18 protein-coding genes and 1 other annotated feature are annotated in these 16,357 nt (G+C 41.1%); of the genes, 17 read left to right on the top strand and 1 reads right to left on the bottom strand.

All coding sequences use genetic code 11. From position 1 onward, the window contains the following. From mreC to pheA, 14 genes are all read left to right on the top strand, one after another. On the top strand, nucleotides 1-882 hold the full coding sequence (gene mreC, locus JOD18_RS17790) for a rod shape-determining protein MreC (protein ID WP_204670465.1): 882 nt from the start codon (nucleotides 1-3) through the stop codon (nucleotides 880-882). Beyond that, the gene (mreD, locus tag JOD18_RS17795) at nucleotides 879-1,418 is read left to right on the top strand and encodes a rod shape-determining protein MreD (RefSeq protein WP_204670466.1); all 540 of its coding nucleotides are present in this window, start codon (nucleotides 879-881) and stop codon (nucleotides 1,416-1,418) included. The genes mreC and mreD overlap by 4 nt, the downstream gene beginning before the upstream one ends. Before the next feature lie 200 nt (nucleotides 1,419-1,618). After that, entirely contained in the window at nucleotides 1,619-2,302 is a 684-nt protein-coding gene (gene minC, locus JOD18_RS17800; RefSeq protein ID WP_204670467.1) for a septum site-determining protein MinC, read from the top strand. After that, nucleotides 2,295-3,092: a septum site-determining protein MinD gene (gene minD / locus JOD18_RS17805; protein ID WP_204670468.1), complete on the top strand. Its 798-nt coding sequence runs from the start codon at nucleotides 2,295-2,297 to the stop codon at nucleotides 3,090-3,092. The genes minC and minD overlap by 8 nt, the downstream gene beginning before the upstream one ends. A 1,076-nt stretch (nucleotides 3,093-4,168) precedes the next feature. Further along, nucleotides 4,169-4,918: a M23 family metallopeptidase gene (locus JOD18_RS17810; protein ID WP_239588199.1), complete on the top strand. Its 750-nt coding sequence runs from the start codon at nucleotides 4,169-4,171 to the stop codon at nucleotides 4,916-4,918. Next, nucleotides 4,905-5,759 carry a site-2 protease family protein gene (locus tag JOD18_RS17815; protein WP_204670469.1) on the top strand — a complete coding sequence of 285 codons (855 nt, stop codon included), beginning with the start codon at nucleotides 4,905-4,907 and terminating at the stop codon, nucleotides 5,757-5,759. The genes JOD18_RS17810 and JOD18_RS17815 overlap by 14 nt, the downstream gene beginning before the upstream one ends. A gap of 19 nt (nucleotides 5,760-5,778) precedes the next feature. Beyond that, a complete protein-coding gene (locus JOD18_RS17820) occupies nucleotides 5,779-7,209 on the top strand; it encodes a ribonuclease E/G (RefSeq protein ID WP_204670470.1) in 1,431 nt (476 codons plus the stop codon). Between the two features lie 34 nt (nucleotides 7,210-7,243). Further along, nucleotides 7,244-7,315 (top strand) — a sequence feature (ribosomal protein L21 leader region). 14 nt (nucleotides 7,316-7,329) lie between these two features. After that, on the top strand, nucleotides 7,330-7,638 hold the full coding sequence (rplU, locus tag JOD18_RS17825) for a 50S ribosomal protein L21 (RefSeq protein ID WP_204670471.1): 309 nt from the start codon (nucleotides 7,330-7,332) through the stop codon (nucleotides 7,636-7,638). 13 nt (nucleotides 7,639-7,651) lie between these two features. Beyond that, the gene (locus JOD18_RS17830) at nucleotides 7,652-7,984 is read left to right on the top strand and encodes a ribosomal-processing cysteine protease Prp (RefSeq protein WP_204670472.1); all 333 of its coding nucleotides are present in this window, start codon (nucleotides 7,652-7,654) and stop codon (nucleotides 7,982-7,984) included. 14 nt (nucleotides 7,985-7,998) lie between these two features. Next, a complete protein-coding gene (gene rpmA / locus JOD18_RS17835; protein ID WP_204670473.1) occupies nucleotides 7,999-8,277 on the top strand; it encodes a 50S ribosomal protein L27 in 279 nt (92 codons plus the stop codon). A gap of 229 nt (nucleotides 8,278-8,506) precedes the next feature. Continuing rightward, nucleotides 8,507-9,019 (top strand): Spo0B domain-containing protein, encoded by a 513-nt coding sequence (locus JOD18_RS17840; protein WP_204670474.1) that lies wholly within the window; start codon nucleotides 8,507-8,509, stop codon nucleotides 9,017-9,019. 19 nt (nucleotides 9,020-9,038) lie between these two features. Further along, complete coding sequence (obgE, locus tag JOD18_RS17845) at nucleotides 9,039-10,319, top strand: GTPase ObgE (RefSeq protein ID WP_204670475.1); 1,281 nt, start codon at nucleotides 9,039-9,041, stop codon at nucleotides 10,317-10,319. A gap of 153 nt (nucleotides 10,320-10,472) precedes the next feature. Next, nucleotides 10,473-10,925, top strand: coding sequence for an ACT domain-containing protein (locus JOD18_RS17850; RefSeq protein ID WP_204670476.1), 453 nt, complete (start codon nucleotides 10,473-10,475; stop codon nucleotides 10,923-10,925). Nucleotides 10,926-10,944: 19 nt separating this feature from the next. Further along, complete coding sequence (gene pheA, locus JOD18_RS17855; protein WP_204670477.1) at nucleotides 10,945-11,826, top strand: prephenate dehydratase; 882 nt, start codon at nucleotides 10,945-10,947, stop codon at nucleotides 11,824-11,826. A 99-nt stretch (nucleotides 11,827-11,925) separates the two neighbouring features. On the opposite strand, the gene JOD18_RS17860 is transcribed toward pheA, so the two are convergent. Further along, complete coding sequence (locus tag JOD18_RS17860) at nucleotides 11,926-12,456, bottom strand: transcription repressor NadR (RefSeq protein WP_204670478.1); 531 nt, start codon at nucleotides 12,454-12,456, stop codon at nucleotides 11,926-11,928. A 601-nt stretch (nucleotides 12,457-13,057) separates the two neighbouring features. On the opposite strand from JOD18_RS17860, the gene safA reads away from it, so the two are divergent. The 3 genes from safA to JOD18_RS17875 all read left to right on the top strand — a co-directional run bounded on the left by safA (nucleotide 13,058) and on the right by JOD18_RS17875 (nucleotide 15,875). Continuing rightward, complete coding sequence (gene safA / locus JOD18_RS17865; RefSeq protein ID WP_204670479.1) at nucleotides 13,058-14,116, top strand: SafA/ExsA family spore coat assembly protein; 1,059 nt, start codon at nucleotides 13,058-13,060, stop codon at nucleotides 14,114-14,116. Nucleotides 14,117-14,471: 355 nt separating this feature from the next. Further along, complete coding sequence (locus JOD18_RS17870) at nucleotides 14,472-15,221, top strand: YebC/PmpR family DNA-binding transcriptional regulator (RefSeq protein ID WP_204670480.1); 750 nt, start codon at nucleotides 14,472-14,474, stop codon at nucleotides 15,219-15,221. Nucleotides 15,222-15,353: 132 nt separating this feature from the next. Continuing rightward, nucleotides 15,354-15,875, top strand: coding sequence for a BofC C-terminal domain-containing protein (locus JOD18_RS17875; RefSeq protein WP_204670481.1), 522 nt, complete (start codon nucleotides 15,354-15,356; stop codon nucleotides 15,873-15,875). Nucleotides 15,876-16,357 lie beyond the last annotated feature (482 nt).

Consider the following 16,357-nt stretch of genomic DNA (forward strand, 5'->3'; position numbering starts at 1 on the left):
GTGTTTGACAAGAAAAGAAGATTATTTATTATCATGATTTCACTTATTATTATTGTTGGTTTAATCGGTTTTACACTAAGAGATCGAGCTAATTTAACAATGGTGGAAGATTTTGTACATGATAGTGTCGGTTGGGTGCAGGAAATAGTTAATAAACCAATCGCATTTACTACAGGTATTGTGAACAATATCAAAGAGGTTCGCAATGTCTACCGTGAAAATCAAGTGTTGAAATCGAATTTAGAAGAGTTAAGACAACTGAAATACAGCAATCAGGAGCTTACACAGGAATTAGAAGAACTGCAGGAAATCTTGGATAAGACCGAATCAGATTTCTTGCAGAACTTTGATACGATTCAAGCTTCTGTGACAGCAAGAAGTAAGGATCAATGGTTTAAGCAAGTTACCATCAATAAAGGAACACAGGATGGTGTGCAGCCTAATATGGCGGTTATTACTGGCAGCGGGATGATTGGCAAGGTACAGACTAGTTCTCCTTTCACCTCTACCGTTTTGCTGCTTAATGGCTTTGATCGTTCTAATCGTATCTCTGTTAATGTAGATTTATCTGACTCTGATAACGATATTTCTGGTTTTATCGTCGGCTATGATGAGGAAAGAGAGCTACTAGTGTTGGAGATGAATGAGAGCAACAGTGATGTAGAAGAAGGCCAGGTTGTCTTTTCATCCGGGCTTGGCGGTATGTTCCCTAAGGGATTAGAAATTGGTGAAATTAAAGAAGTGCAGGCCGACCGCTATGAGCTGACTACCATGGCTTATGTGAAGCCTTCAGCTGATTTAAATGACCTTAATCATGTCATTGTCATCGACCGAGCAGTGATACCAGTAGATGCAGAGCAAGAAGGGGAGGAATCCTCATGAAGCAGATGATTCCCTTTCTTATTGCTCTGATCTGCTTGATATTAGTAATATTGGAAGGAACGTTGGCTTCGCTTTCACTCCCTTTTGTCAAGAGTGATTGGATGATTGTTTCTCACTTCGCGTTTGTCTTTTTAATTTATGTGACGATCTTTTTTGAGAAGGACTACACGTATTATGCGATTGCCCTTTCCGTGATTGTTAGTTTAATTATAGATGTGGTGTATACAGATGTGATAGGAGTTTATATCTTTGCCTATACATTTACCTTATATGTGATCAGGGTGCTGATGAAGGTGCTGCAGGCAAATGTTATTATTGCAATGTTAATGACCTTGCTGGGAGTATCTGCCGTAGATATGGTAGTCAGTTTCCTTTATCAAATTTTACAAATTCATCAAGCTGGCTGGGATTTTTATTGGGTGAATCGCTTAGTGCCAACAGTGATCTGGAATCTATTAATTGGTCTGCTGCTATATGTCATCTTTGCTAAGAGATTATCTAAATGGTCAACTATCAAATTTGATCGTGCTGATTAATAAAAGATCAGACGGAGTAACAGACCGGCAGTAATCTCTGATAAGATACGAAAGATATAGCGAAAATGATTTGGATTTACTGTGAGACAACAAAGACTGGCACCATGCTGAAATTGTCAAACAATGGTATGGGAGCAACAAAATTACTGATGGAAGACTCACTTTATATTGACAGGGATAGCTTTAAGGGGTTGAAATATATGGCAGGAAATAAGCTTGTCACAATTAAGGGCACGAGAGATGGTCTCACCCTTTTTCTAAATGATCAATGTTCATGGGATGATATATTACTAGAGTTGGAAGAAATTCTATCAGCGAAACATATGATGCAAGAAGAGCACGTTGTTTCTGTGAAAGTTGAATTAGGCAATCGCTATATTACGAAAGAGCAAGAGGAACGATTGGCAGCATTAATACGTAAATACAATAAGCTAGAAGTTGGCCAAATTGTGTCAAATGTGATGCTGAGGAAAGAAGCCTTGAAATGGAAAGAAGAAACAGATATTCATTTGTACAACAAAATTGTCCGATCTGGACAGGTCTTGCAGGTAAAAGGGGATCTCTTATTAGTTGGAGATGTTAATCCTGGCGGAAGGATTATTGCGACAGGGAACATCTTTGTGATGGGAAATCTAAGGGGAATAGCACATGCAGGATTTGACGGGAACCGCGATGCAATCATTGCAGCTTCTCATATGGCGCCTAGCCAATTGCGAATTGCCGAAATGATTAATCGAGCAGACAAGATGGATGAAGAAGGTACGCCGATGGAGTGTGGCCTTATTGACGCGGATGGGGAACAAATCATTATGGATCGGATTAGTGTGATTTCTAGGTACCGCTCTGATCTAGATGTGTTTGAAAGGAGAATCATGAATGGGTGAAGCAATCGTTATAACTTCTGGTAAAGGTGGAGTTGGTAAGACAACAACAACAGCCAATTTAGGTACTGCTTTGGCTTTATTAGATAAGAAGGTATGTCTGATTGATACGGATATTGGTTTGCGTAACCTAGATGTCATTATGGGCTTAGAAAATCGGATTATTTATGACATTGTAGATGTGGTTGAAGGCAGATGCAAGGTCTCACAGGCTCTTATTAAAGATAAGCGGTTCGATGAGTTGGCATTACTGCCTGCTGCGCAAACAAGTGATAAGTCGGCATTGAATGCCAAGGCGATGATGGAGATTATTGAAGGCTTGAAACCAGATTATGATTACATACTAATTGACTGCCCGGCCGGTATTGAGCAAGGCTATCGTAATGCGGTGGCTGGTGCTGACAAGGCCATTGTTGTTACGACGCCAGAGAAGTCCAGTGTTCGCGATGCGGATCGAATTATTGGTTTACTTGAACAAGAGGATATCGAACCTCCTCATTTGATTATTAACCGAATTCGAAATCACATGATGAAAAATGGCGATATGTTGGCCGTAGACGAAATAATTCAAGTTCTCTCGATAGATTTATTAGGGATTGTAGCGGATGATGATGATGTAATCAAGGCCGCAAATAACGGGGAACCGGTAGCCTTTCAACCAAAAGCAAGCGCCTCGATCTCTTATCGCAATATCGCTAGAAGAATTCTAGGCGAGTCGGTGCCATTGCAGTCCTTTGATGAGAAACCGAGCTTTATGGATAAGATTAAGAAGGCATTAGGGTTTAAAAAATAAATAGGTACTCATACATCGGGGCTGTCGCAAAATGTAGATGTTGCATTTTGCGGCAGCTTTTTGTAATCAACTTTAGCACACATAAACAAGCACGTACACCTTGCTATCATTACATAAATCTCTCTTGCCCTATCATTATTTTGACTGAATAAGGGTGCGAAGATTCGCTTCGGCCAAGCCCTTCGCTTTTCGACGTATAGGACGTACTAGTGCAGGCGTGGCGATTGTCGTCGCGATGTTAGCCTGCCATGGGGACGGCCTCAGCTAACTAAAAAAGAAAACCGCTTTTTTAGTGGATCTTCCGCTCGTCCTGTTCCCATAGGAGTCTGCGCGGTTGGCCTACGCTGGGGAATAGTTCCACACTTCATGTGAGAAATAGCATCATGACTGGATGGTCCTAGAATAGCTTATTTAATTTCTTCTGATGGCAGTATTCTATAAAGGAAAATGGACAACATCATCATCAAGGTTCTTTGTATTTTTATGCCTACACTCAACGAAGGAATTTTATGGTCACCCATCCTTAGTTATCTCGGCGATAATAGTTAAACCTAAGCCTCTTGACAGCTCGATCCACATCCTGCCACTATCTTAACATCTGTTACCGCTTTATCATTCCTTGATGAACTAACAGAGGATGTTCTCACATGGTAAGACTCTCAAACGTTGTAGAATCAAACCACAGCGGAGGCCGACTGTTTCGACTCCTGAGGGATCCGCATGATCTGAAGATCCACTTTTGTCAAGTGATCTTCTTGGCAAAAGTTAGCTGAAGAGCATGCCCCTAGGAAAGCGAAACAGTCAGCCGCAGCGATTGCCTTGCTCTCGATACATGCCATACGTTGAAACATTTGCTGTTTAGTCGATCAGATGGCGTTAATATGCAACCAGAAAAAAATGTTGCATACTCAGTGATCTAATTGTGCAACAGCCCCTATTTTTTGCTGGAAAATGAATGAGAGAAATTACGTCTATCAAGCAGTAAATGGTTCCTTTTTTACCATTTGCTATTTTCAGGTTCATTATTTTACGGTTGTCCACATATATTAGGTACAAACATAAAAAAAGGGTTGGTTATGATGAGAAATAATGATTTAGCAAAGATTCGCGATAATATTTTAAAGCGAAAGCAAAAAAAGAGGCAGCAACGTCTGTCCACACCATCCAAAACACCTGTTTATGTACAACCAGTTGAACGCTGGGAAGATCCTGATTTTCCCAAAAAGACCAGTTCAGAGCGGATGCCATTTCATCGGCGATTGTTGGTAAAAAGCTTTTTTGCAGCAAGTCTCTTTTTTGTCTCGATGCTCTTATTAACGACCAACAACACCTGGTTAGAAAAGCCGCGTCAGTTAGTAAATCAAGCTTTAACAGAAGAATTTCCTTTTGCCACGGTTCATGCTTGGTATCAAGCAAAGTTTGGTGCTCCGTTAGCTATTCAGCCAGAAGCGGAAACAATTCAAGCCCCACTAGCTTTACCGGTGTCGGGAGAAATAAGTCAGACATTTGAAGAGACAGGACAAGGTGTATTGATTTCGCCGACCGAAGATACAGATGTGGTCGCTATTGAATCTGGGACAGTTTTGTTTGCTGGTAATGACCGTGAAACAGGAAAAACAGTTATCATCCAGCATCCCGACCGCAGTAAATCGATATACGGTAACTTGACCAATATGGATGTGCATGCCTATCAGTCTATTCAGACGAACCAAAAGATCGGGATATATGAGCCTCAACATGCGACAGATGAGATGTATTTTGCTATTGAAAAAAATCATGAATATATGGATCCCATTCAGGTGATACATGTTGATGAACAGCCGTAAATTGTCTATCATTCAGATCCATCCAATCCTTTACCTTTTTCTATTTGTCGCAATAATAACGGGGCTGCTTCTGGAATTTATGATCGTGTTTGGTATTGTTTTGATCCATGAATTAGGTCATTTTGGGTGCGCTCGATTGTTCCGCTGGCGGATACGGCGCATTTTTTTGTGGGTGTTTGGCGGCGTGATGGAAACAGATGAATATGGCAGTAAGCCTATGTATCAAGAATGGTTAGTGACGATAGCAGGGCCATTACAACACCTCTGGATTTACGTCGTGATATTTGTTCTGAACAGCTATGAGCTGCTCCCAGCAGCCACAATAGAGTTAGTGCTTCAGTACAATACATTTATTTTATTATGGAACCTTTTACCGATCTGGCCTTTAGACGGGGGTAAACTACTTCACTTAACATTGGAATCCTTCTGTACTTTTGCGGTTGCACATAAAACAACGCTCATTATCTCTGTCATAACCATTATTACGGGAGGTTTCTGGATTTCTCAGCAATACACTTTTTCCTTAACCTTTCTATTACTAATTCTATTTCTCTTATGGGAGAATCGTTTGGAATGGAAACGAAGTTATTATCGATGGTGGCAGATGCTTTGGCAGCGATATAGTAATCCGATTACACACCGTCGAACAAAACTGATGGAAGTTCCAGTTGACATGACATTACTGCAGGTTTTTCAATTATTTAAACGGAATGCCAGCTACACCATTAAGATAGAAGGACGGACCGGTGACAGTCACTATGTCACAGAACGAGAATGTTTATCTTATTTCTTCGATGAACAATATATTCATGCTAAAATAGGGACAATACCTACAGATTAGAAGGGATACGGCAATTATTATGAAGTTACATTTTATGACGACCTTATCAGAGAAAATTGGCTTATTGCTTAATCAGGGACAATGTCACGATATTTTTATCGAGAGAGAGAGCCAAAAAGCGAGCCATGGCTCGATCTATTTAGCTAAAGTGAGAAATGTGGATGATAGTATAGAGGCAGCATTTATTGATATTGGAACAGACAAGGTTGCTTTCCTGCCAAAGCGCATGGTACCATCAATAGCCAAACATGACCGGCTTTCTTCTTATCTGCCGGAAGGAAGCCGTCTGATTGTACAGGTTGTGAAGGAAGCTTATCAAGAGAAAGGGCCTCAAGTAACTGCTGATATTTCGTTAGCTGGGCAGTATCTTATTTATCTGCCGCTTTCCAGACGGATCACAGGCTCACGCAAATTGTCTGACCAGGTGATTTCGCAATGGCAGCAGCAATTTGCCTCGCGCTTACAGGCAACAGAAGGGCTTATCTTGAGAACAGCTATTACAGAAGCGGAAGAAACCGCTGTACTGGCGGAATTTGATCATTTGCGGCGGCAATGGCAGGCTCATGTATCACGGGCAGAACAGCAAAAGGCGCCATACTTGCTATTTCATGCCCAGCTAGTACCTTACCAAATGCTGCAGCAATATCAGCATTTGTCTTTTGATGATATTACATTTGACGACAGTAAGACTTGTGCTGTCATGAAACAGCTCTATCCGCAAAGGGCAGGTGAAATGCGGGTAAGCAGACAGACGATGCGTTTTGGTGGAAAGCATGTCGATCAGTGGCTTTCAGAGGCAATCCAACCAGAAGTTACTAAGCCAGATGGGATTACGTTGACTGTGGAACAAACAGCAGCACTAACTGTTATCGATGTCGACAGCCATAAATTTAAGAGTCGGCAGAACAAACAAATAACGGCTATGACGATAAACCAAAAGGCAGTCGACTACTGTGTAGCTGAAATTCGAAAAAGAAATCTATCTGGGATTATTATGATTGACTTTTTGAAAGTAACACCAAAAGAGGAAAAAATATTGATCCAGCAAATGAATGAAGCGTTACAGGCGGACTATATGCAAACCAAAGTATATGGTTTTACAGCATTAGGTTTGTTAGAAATGACTAGAAAAAGGGAAAGGGAAAGCTTGCAGCAGTTATTGACCGAACACGCCTCATCTTGTAGCTTGCAATTATCATCTGTTTCCACTGCTTATCGATTACAGCGTGAACTTGCCGAGTTAGGTCTGCAGACAGAAGCATTGGTACTTGCGCTCCGGCAGGAGGTCTATCAAGCATTGATGCAGCAGGACAACCAATTTACTTCCATTATTTATTTTTATATCGATGATACGATCGATGATTATCAAATCATTCGGTCCGGCAGTCAAGAGTTGATCGATGATTTTATCGAGAAGAATCCAGCAACAGCCGTTGACAAGTTGCTTTAAACTATGATAGAATCAGTATGTTGTAAATGTAGCACCCGTGCTACAACCGCGCAGAACAGGTTTTTAAGCTGAATACAGCACCTGTATGGCGAGTCTGAGTTAATTGAGGAGGTGCAGAGAATGTACGCTATTATTGAAACTGGTGGTAAACAAGTGAAAGTAGAAGAAGGTCAAGTGATTTACGTAGAGAAATTGGCAGCAGAAGCTGGCGAATCTGTAACATTTGACAAAGTACTTGCAGTAGGTGGAGAAGAAGCTAAATTTGGTACTCCATATGTAGACGGAGTTTCAGTCACTGCGAAAGTGGAGAAACAAGGTCGTCAAAAGAAAATTACTGTATTCAAGTACAAACCTAAGAAAAACTATGCACGTAAGCAGGGTCATCGTCAGCCATATACAAAACTTACAATTGAATCTATCAATGCGTAAGGATTTGTGCTAGATGATTGAAGTAACGATTGAACGTGAGAATTTACATGTTAAATCATTTACACTGTCTGGACATGCCGGAAGTGGACCAGTGGGACATGACTTGGTTTGTGCCGCTGTCTCAGGTATTTCCTTCGGGACTGTCAATGCAGTGTTTACGTTATGTGAAATAGAATTGGAAATTGATCAAGCCGGTGATGAAGGTGGCTATTTAAAGGTAACGATTCCCAATGATGTAACAGAGGAAAACTTGACAAAGGCTTCCTTGTTGTTTGAGGGAATGGTTGTTTCTTTAAAGACAGTGGAACAGGATTATGGTCAATATGTTTCTATCTCTGAATATTAAGGAGGTGCATCAATATGCTACGTCTAGATTTACAGTTTTTTGCAACGAAAAAAGGTGTAGGTAGTACAAGAAACGGACGTGACTCTGAATCTAAACGTTTAGGTGCTAAACGTGCAGACGGTCAATTCGTTAGTGGTGGTTCAATCCTTTATCGTCAACGCGGTACAAAAATTTACCCTGGTGTAAACGTTGGTCGCGGTGGAGATGACACTCTTTATGCAAAAGTAGATGGTGTTGTTAAGTTTGAACGTAAAGGACGCAATCACAAACAAGTTAGTGTATATCCTGCATAAATGAACAGAAACAGGCTCTAATCTCTCAAGGTTAGGGCCTTTTCTTTTATATGCTCAACACTATATCAGAACAGGAGATTGGGGCATAAGTCTGGAGTCAGGGCCTACTTTGTTGTAGAACAAAAACGGCTGCTAACGTTATCCCTCTGCACTGCTGATATATGTGGTCATAGATGAATACATAACGTTTCTGTGCTATAATTTGCTTATTGTTAAGGAGTTGAATAGGTTGAAAGAACAAGATGTTGTCGAAATGCTTCGCCATTATCGGCATGATTGGTTGAATGACCTGCAGCTAATTTTGGGTTACACTCAGTTAGGCCACTTAAATAAAATAGAAAAGAAAATTAATGAGATTATGGACAGATCTAGTCAGGAAAGAAGCTTAGATCGCTTAAATATCCCCAAAACAATGGTATGGTTGTATCAACTGAATTGGCGGTCTCCGTCTTTCCAGCTTCAATTTCGTTCTTTTGTTTCAGATGAGGGGATTATTATTGATGACCAGTCTTTATTGACAAGGTTGCAGAAACTGTTTCAAATCTTTCCTGCCTACCAACAAGAATATCAGGAATATCAAGGTATACTCTGTTTCAAAAATGAACAACATACGATACATATTCAATTAATATTTGATTTAAATTGGGAGCATATGGATCAGCTGGTGGAAGAACTCCGTGATTTATCATTTGTAAAGCAGGTGGCAACAGAAGATAATCTGCGGATTGAATGGCAAGAATAAGGAAAGAAGGTGAGATAGCATGTTTGTTGATCAGGTCAAAGTTTATGTGAAAGCGGGCGACGGTGGTGACGGAATTGTAGCATTCCGCCGTGAGAAATATGTGCCAATGGGCGGTCCGGCTGGAGGCGATGGCGGAAATGGCGGAGATGTGATTTTTGAAGTAGATGAAGGATTAAACACTTTAATGGATTTCCGTTATCAGAAACACTTCAAGGCTAAGCGTGGAGAGAACGGCATGGGAAAAGGCATGCATGGCAAGAATGCTGAACCACTTGTTTTACGTGTTCCTCCAGGAACAACGGTCAGAGATGACGAGAGCGGCGAGGTGATTGCTGATCTACTCGAACATGGTCAACGCGCAGTTATTGCAAAGGCTGGCCGAGGCGGCAGAGGTAACATTCGTTTTGCGACTGCTAAAAATCCAGCACCAGAGATAGCAGAAAAAGGAGAACCTGGTGTGGAACGGGATATTCAAATAGAACTTAAACTAATTGCTGATGTTGGCTTGGTCGGATTCCCAAGTGTAGGGAAGTCTACCTTATTGTCTACTGTTAGTGCGGCACGACCCAAGATAGCTGATTATCACTTTACAACACTCTCACCTAACCTAGGTGTGGTTGATACAGCTGATCAGCGTAGTTTTGTTCTGGCTGATTTACCAGGGTTAATAGAAGGTGCACATGAAGGGGTTGGACTGGGCCATCAATTTCTGCGTCATGTGGAGCGAACAAGGGTCATTTTACATGTTATTGATATGGCTGCTACGGAAGGGCGCGACCCCTATCAAGACTTTATAACGATTAATAAGGAATTAGCGGAATACGACTCTACCTTATTAGAGCGGCCAATGATTATTGCCGCCAACAAAATGGATTTACCAGAGGCCGAAGAACAACTCGCTTTTTTTAAGGAACAATTAGAAGAAGATTATCCAATTTATCCGATCTCCACCATAACCAGAGCAGGGATTCGTGACCTTTTATTTGCTGTAGCAGATCAATTGGATGCTATTCCAAAAAATACAAAACCAGTTGAAGAACAAGAAGATCGAGTTGTCTATCGTTTTGAAAAAGAAGAAAGCCCGTTTTCCATTACTAGAGATCCAGATGGCGCCTTTGTGTTATATGGGGAGCCAATTGAGAAGTTATTTAAGATGACCGATTTGACACATGACGAATCAATTCAGCGCTTTTCTAGACAACTGCGCGGGATGGGTGTAGATGAAGCTTTAAGAAGACGTGGAGCGAAAGATGGCGATACGGTCCGCCTGCTTGATTATGAATTCGAATTTATGGAATAAGGACAAAGGTTTAACCAAAGACAACATTAGCAGAGACAGCTCTTGCTGTCTGTTGATGTGTGAAACGTATCAGGTTGTCGGTATCGCTTTTCTTCTTGATTTTATGCCAGGGAGTGGAGCGATTCGTAACGCCATGATAAAGGGGAATAGCGGATGTCTGAAGGAAATGAAAAGTTTTATTTAGTTAGTGAAGCATTTTTACCAGATGGAATGAAAAAAACGCTAGAAGCGAAGAGGCTATTAGAAAGCAGAAAGGTAGAATCCATTCATGAGGCAGTAAGGCAAGTGGGTGTATCTCGCAGTGTCTTCTATAAATATCGTGATGCCGTCTTTCCGTTTCAACATATGGTAAAGGCACAAATGATTACCTTGTTTTTTCATTTGGAAGACCAGACAGGTGCATTGTCACATCTGCTTTCAGTGGTCGCAGCGGCAGGTTGTAATATTTTAACGATCCACCAGACGATACCTATTCAAGGTAAAGCTAATGTCACATTATCTTTGAACACAAATGGCATGAAGTTGGAGATTGATCAGCTTTTGTATGAATTAAAACAGATTGAGTTTGTCAATCAAGTGGAAATTCTAAGCTCGGGTGTGTCGTAGATTAGGAGGAAAAATTGGAATGAAGGAAACAGTTGGCTACTTGGGGCCTAAAGGTACATTTACAAAGATTGCAGTAGATTCGATGTTTGATAAGGGAGAAAAAAAGGGGTTTAGTACTATTCCAGAATGTATTGAGGCTGTTGCAACAGGAGATATTACTTATGCCGTGATTCCCTTAGAGAACACCATCGAAGGTACTGTCAATATTGCTCTGGATTACTTGACGCAGACAGAGGACATTAATATTGTGAGTGAAGTGATTGTCCCGATTCGTCAGCATTTAATGGTACATCCTGATAATGTAGATAAGTGGATGAAGGTCAACGTGATTTATTCACATCCACATGCAATAGCACAGTGTCATACTTTCTTACGCTTACATTTATCTAACGTTCCTGCAGATTCAATGAAGTCAACAGCAGCTGCTGCAGAATATGTCAGCCAGCATCCGGAACAAAATATTGCAGCAATAGGCAACCATTTAGCTGCTAAGGAATACGGTCTTGCGATTGTTCAAAAAGATATCCATGACTTCAGCAACAATCACACTCGTTTTGTGGTGCTGCATCAAGACCATAAGGAACTTACATCAGATACCCTGGAAGAAAGAGGGCATAAAACAACGATAACGGTTACTTTGCCGTCTGACCGGCCTGGTGCCCTTCATCAAGTGCTGTCTGCCTTTGCATGGAGAAATTTGAACTTGTCAAAGATTGAATCTCGTCCGATGAAAACGGGGTTAGGAAATTATTACTTTCTCATCGATATAGAGAAGAAACTGGATAAGGTTCTGATTCCGAATGCTATTGCAGAAATAGAGTCTTTGGATTGTCAGGTGACAATTCTAGGGAGTTATCCTTATTATTTACACAGTGGTAATGGTGTAACGCTTGCGGTATAAATCGCAGGCGTTTTTTGTTGGAAGTAAACACCTTTAAACTGTCGGCGTGTCGCTGGATAGTTAGTAGGGAGGAAGGTCCCTACTGATGATCATTTTGCGTTATTCGACGAGGTAACCTTTGGCTTTTAAGGCTTGGCATACTTGATCTAGTTGGCTTTCATCTTGCGCTGTGATGGTGTGGTTGTGTATACCATCTGTGAGCTCCAATAAATAAGCGGCCTGTGCTTCTTCAACCTTCGTGACAAATTGATCAACATCTGCCCGATGATGAATCATTAATGAGGCTTTTAGGTCACCATAGATCGGATGCTCGATGATCACATCCTCTACAGCAGCTCCATAATCTACAATAGTATATAGTTCTTCCCTTGTAGCCTGAGGCTCATGTTTACAGGCGATGATTCTCCGGCATAACGAAGAAGGCTGTTCTTGTTTCATATATAAATACCCATTGCTGGTAGCTATAATTGGATGATCTTGTGCTTTTAATAAAGATATATCCTGCACAATCACCTGTCTGCTCACGTTTGCTCGTCCAGCCAGTTCCGTGCCAGTAAGAGGGACCTGACTTGCTTCTAACCAGTGTATCAATTGTTCACGACGCTGCTTGCCTACTAATTTTTGGGGCATAGGACACATCTCACTTCCTTCGGTTAATTCTTTTCTATTTTATCATGGTGTTAACCTTCCGTAAATCCTTTGCCGACACTCCCTTTAAGTGCGTGTTCAAAAAGTCCGATAAAAGGAGCCTCATCGGTTAAGTTCGCAACGTCCTGGGACTGCGGCTACTCGCCCCACCGAAACCATTTGTTGCAACACCGATACTAGCACATCGTGTGCGTCGAAAGTTCAAGGCGGCGTCATTGAGTAACGGACTTGCACAGGATGTGTTGACTTCTGCTTACCCACACGATGTGGGTGATCTTAGTAGAAGTTCCTCTACCGCCAACTCCGACATTCGATGCGTCATTTTTGTTGGACTTTTTGAACAACCTCTTTAACAGGGTGGGAAATTTTTATTCAACATTTTGGGCGTAATGCATATGTTGATAAGGAAAGATACTTCAAGGGAAGCATATGCTTATCTCTTAAGTGATTGTTGATGAGGAAAAAGCTATGTTATTGTTGGATGTGAAATCTGTTAGTCTTACATGGCGCCGATCAACTTTAAGAGATGGGCGATCTCTGCGGATGGAAGTCTCACTTTATAGGGAGGAAAGGAGAAATTGTTTTGAAAATTCATGTTGTGCAAAAAGATGAAACATTATGGACGATTGCACAAAAATACAATGTCAGCGTAGAAGAGGTTATTGCAGCTAATACGCAAGTGTCAGATCCTAATATGGTGATGCCAGGTATGAAAATAACCGTACCAATAGCTTATGATCACAAAAAACAATCAACGAAAAAAGCGGAGACAAAGGAAAAAAAAGAATCGAAACCTAAAGAACAACTGAAACAGAAACCGAAACAACAGCCAAAACAACAGCCAAAACATATCTTGCCGGCTATTAATGAAGATGAAGAAGAAAAATGGGAACCGTTAAAAAAAGAAATGCCGGCCTTGCCTTTGCATTTCAATCAACAGTCGATGCCTAAACAACCATCACCAGAAGGACAATGGCCCCAAATGACAGACAACTGTGAACCACAAGTTCCACCTGTACAGGGTGCTAAACAACAGAAAAAAGAAATGAAGCAACCGATCCAGCCATTGCCGAAGATGGGAGAAATACCACAACCGCCACAACCGATGCCACCATTTCAACCAGAACAAATGCCGATGCAACAGCAGACACCATGCTATCCTCAAGAAGACATGTCATTTGGTTATATGGCGAACCAGCAGCAAGTACCTAACACTTTCCCTGTAAACTATCCAGCACAAGTTATGGGAACACAATCTCATCCAACACCATATCCAGCACAAATGCCAACATCTAATAATTGCTGGCAGCCAATGCCAGCGAATCAGCAACAACCGTCACAGCCGATCCAACCATTACCATGGAATCAACCTATGATGCCGCAGCAAATGCAGCAGATGCCACAACACATGCAACAGACATCACCAATGCAACAAATGCCACAGCAAATATCACCAATGCAACAAATGCCTCAAGGACAGCAGTCTAATATGAAGATGATGCCGTCAGAGTCTATGTTCCCGCCAGCAGGAATGGCCAATTACCCGGCAATGCCACCATTTGGTATGCATGGGCCACAATCCATGCCAGATTACTCAGAGGCTGCAGATGATTGTGGATGTGATGGCAATCGAAAAGAATAAGGGAATAAATGACGATTCTCAAATGAGATCGTCTTTTTTTAATAAGGTCAGCAAGTATATAATTTTTCATGAGTTCATTATAACCATGTCCAGCTCCAGGCGCCAAACTTTAGTGATTTCACTTCACGCCCTACGATAAGTCAACATCGACTCCTTCCATCGCCCTGTTTCCTTTATCTCCGTTGTGACGCTCCAAGCTCTACGTTTTTAAAAGGGCGCTTTGCGTTCTATCAGACTTCCTGAACATGCACTTACATTCACTATCCTTGTGAAAACCATACCACCTTTATTTTCAAACGATGTTAGTTATGGTAAAGTAGAAGATGAATATGGAGAAAAACAAGGGGTGAATAGGATGGCAGGACATTCTAAGTGGAAGAATATTCAACGGCGAAAGAACGCACAAGACGCCAAACGCGGAAAAATATTTATGAAGCATGCAAAGGATATATATATCGCTGCTAAGCAGGGCGGCGGGGACATAGATATGAATGCAAGTCTGCGTTTGGCTGTGGAAAAGGCTAAGGCAGACAATATGCCCAATGATAATATTGATCGTGCAATCAAAAAGGCCACTGGCGGTCTTGATGGGGCAAATTATGAAGAATTAACGTATGAAGGCTATGGTCCTGGCGGCACAGCTGTAATGGTAGAAGTGCTGACTGATAACAAAAACCGTACGGCCTCAGAAGTTCGTCATGCTTTCAGCAAATCTGGCGGTAATTTAGGGGAAAATGGCTGTGTATCTTTTATGTTCGATCGAAAAGGCTATCTAGTAATCGACCAAGCAGAAACCGAAGCTGATGAAGATACGGTTATGTTAGAAGCGATTGAAGCTGGAGCAGAAGAAATGGAAACAGTTGAAGGAGCTTATGAGATATATACGAGTCCAGAAGATTTCCAAATGGTAAAGGATGCCTTAGAGGCAAGCGGTTTTCAATTTGTAACGGCAGAGATTACGATGGTTCCTCAGACTTTGTCTACAGTAGATGAAGCAGCTGGTAATCAAATGATAAGACTGGTTAACATGTTGGAAGAGATGGAAGATGTGCAAGACGTTTATCATAATATGGAGGCCGATGATGAAATTATGGCACAGTTATAAAAATGAGACAGCTTCTTTTTTGAAGTTGTCTTTTTTTATTAATAAAATATCAAATCCTATCTCAGATAGTATGGTTATTCTGGCTAAAGCTGGGCAAACTAATACTATCACAAGGCTAGGAGGTTTGTGTTTATGCGCCATATGCTATTGGTAATAACAGGACTCATCAGTTTAGGGATAATCAGCTTTTTTTTATTAACCAATCAACCAACAGAACAGGCAATAGAGGCTGCTGCTTCAAAACAGCCATTAACCTTAAAAGTAGAATTAGAAAAACAGTTTATGGATGGAAGGGTGGAAGTAGAGGTTGAAGAAAAGACAATTGCTTCTATGGAAGACTTCTGGACAGAATACGAGGCATGGCAGATGATGGAGCAGACCGAAGGCTATATCCGCTTTCGAAAAGAAGTGAATGATATTTCGCCCTATCTTAAGGCAAATGGTTACTTTGGACTAAAAAATGGACAACTGACTATCTTTGAAGGCATACCGCTTCACGAAGCGGCTGTTCAATCCTTTTATCAAATTAATACGCAAGAATTAGAAGCAAATCTATATCAACAGTTGGAAAAAGGAATAAAAATTAATTCCAAAGAAGATTATCTGGAAACATTAGAGGCATTTCGTGCTTATTATAGTGTTAATCATTCGTAAGCTTACTTCGTCAGGAAGGAGCAGTGAAAATGTATCCAAATAGAGAAAAACGCGTTTGCAGAAAGAAAGGAGAGACAGATTCGATTAAGTCTGCCTCTCCTTTCTTTTCTTGAGAGATAAGAAAGCATATCCAATGCCGGCTATTATTAGCTATTTCAGAAATAACCTTTGCAGAAGTTATGGAGAGGAAGGCAATCGCTGCGGCTGACCGTTTCCGCTTTCCGAGGGGCATGCTCTTCAGCTAACTTTTGCCAAGAAGATCACTTGAAAAAATGTTCTTCTTTTTCAAGTTAGCTGAAGCCATGCCTGCGGAAAGTGACTTCTCATAGCGGGCATCTATCTTGGCTAAAAGGTAAAATCATTTGTCAGATCCTATCTGTGAAGAAAATACTTTGTCTACCTAGTAAACTTGATTAACCACGTTAGATAGGCTATGATTAGTAATACGAACGTATGATTGTAAAAGAAATATAGGAATTGGA

This window comes from Gracilibacillus alcaliphilus, assembly GCF_016909015.1.
Lineage (GTDB): Bacteria > Bacillota > Bacilli > Bacillales > Amphibacillaceae > Gracilibacillus > Gracilibacillus alcaliphilus.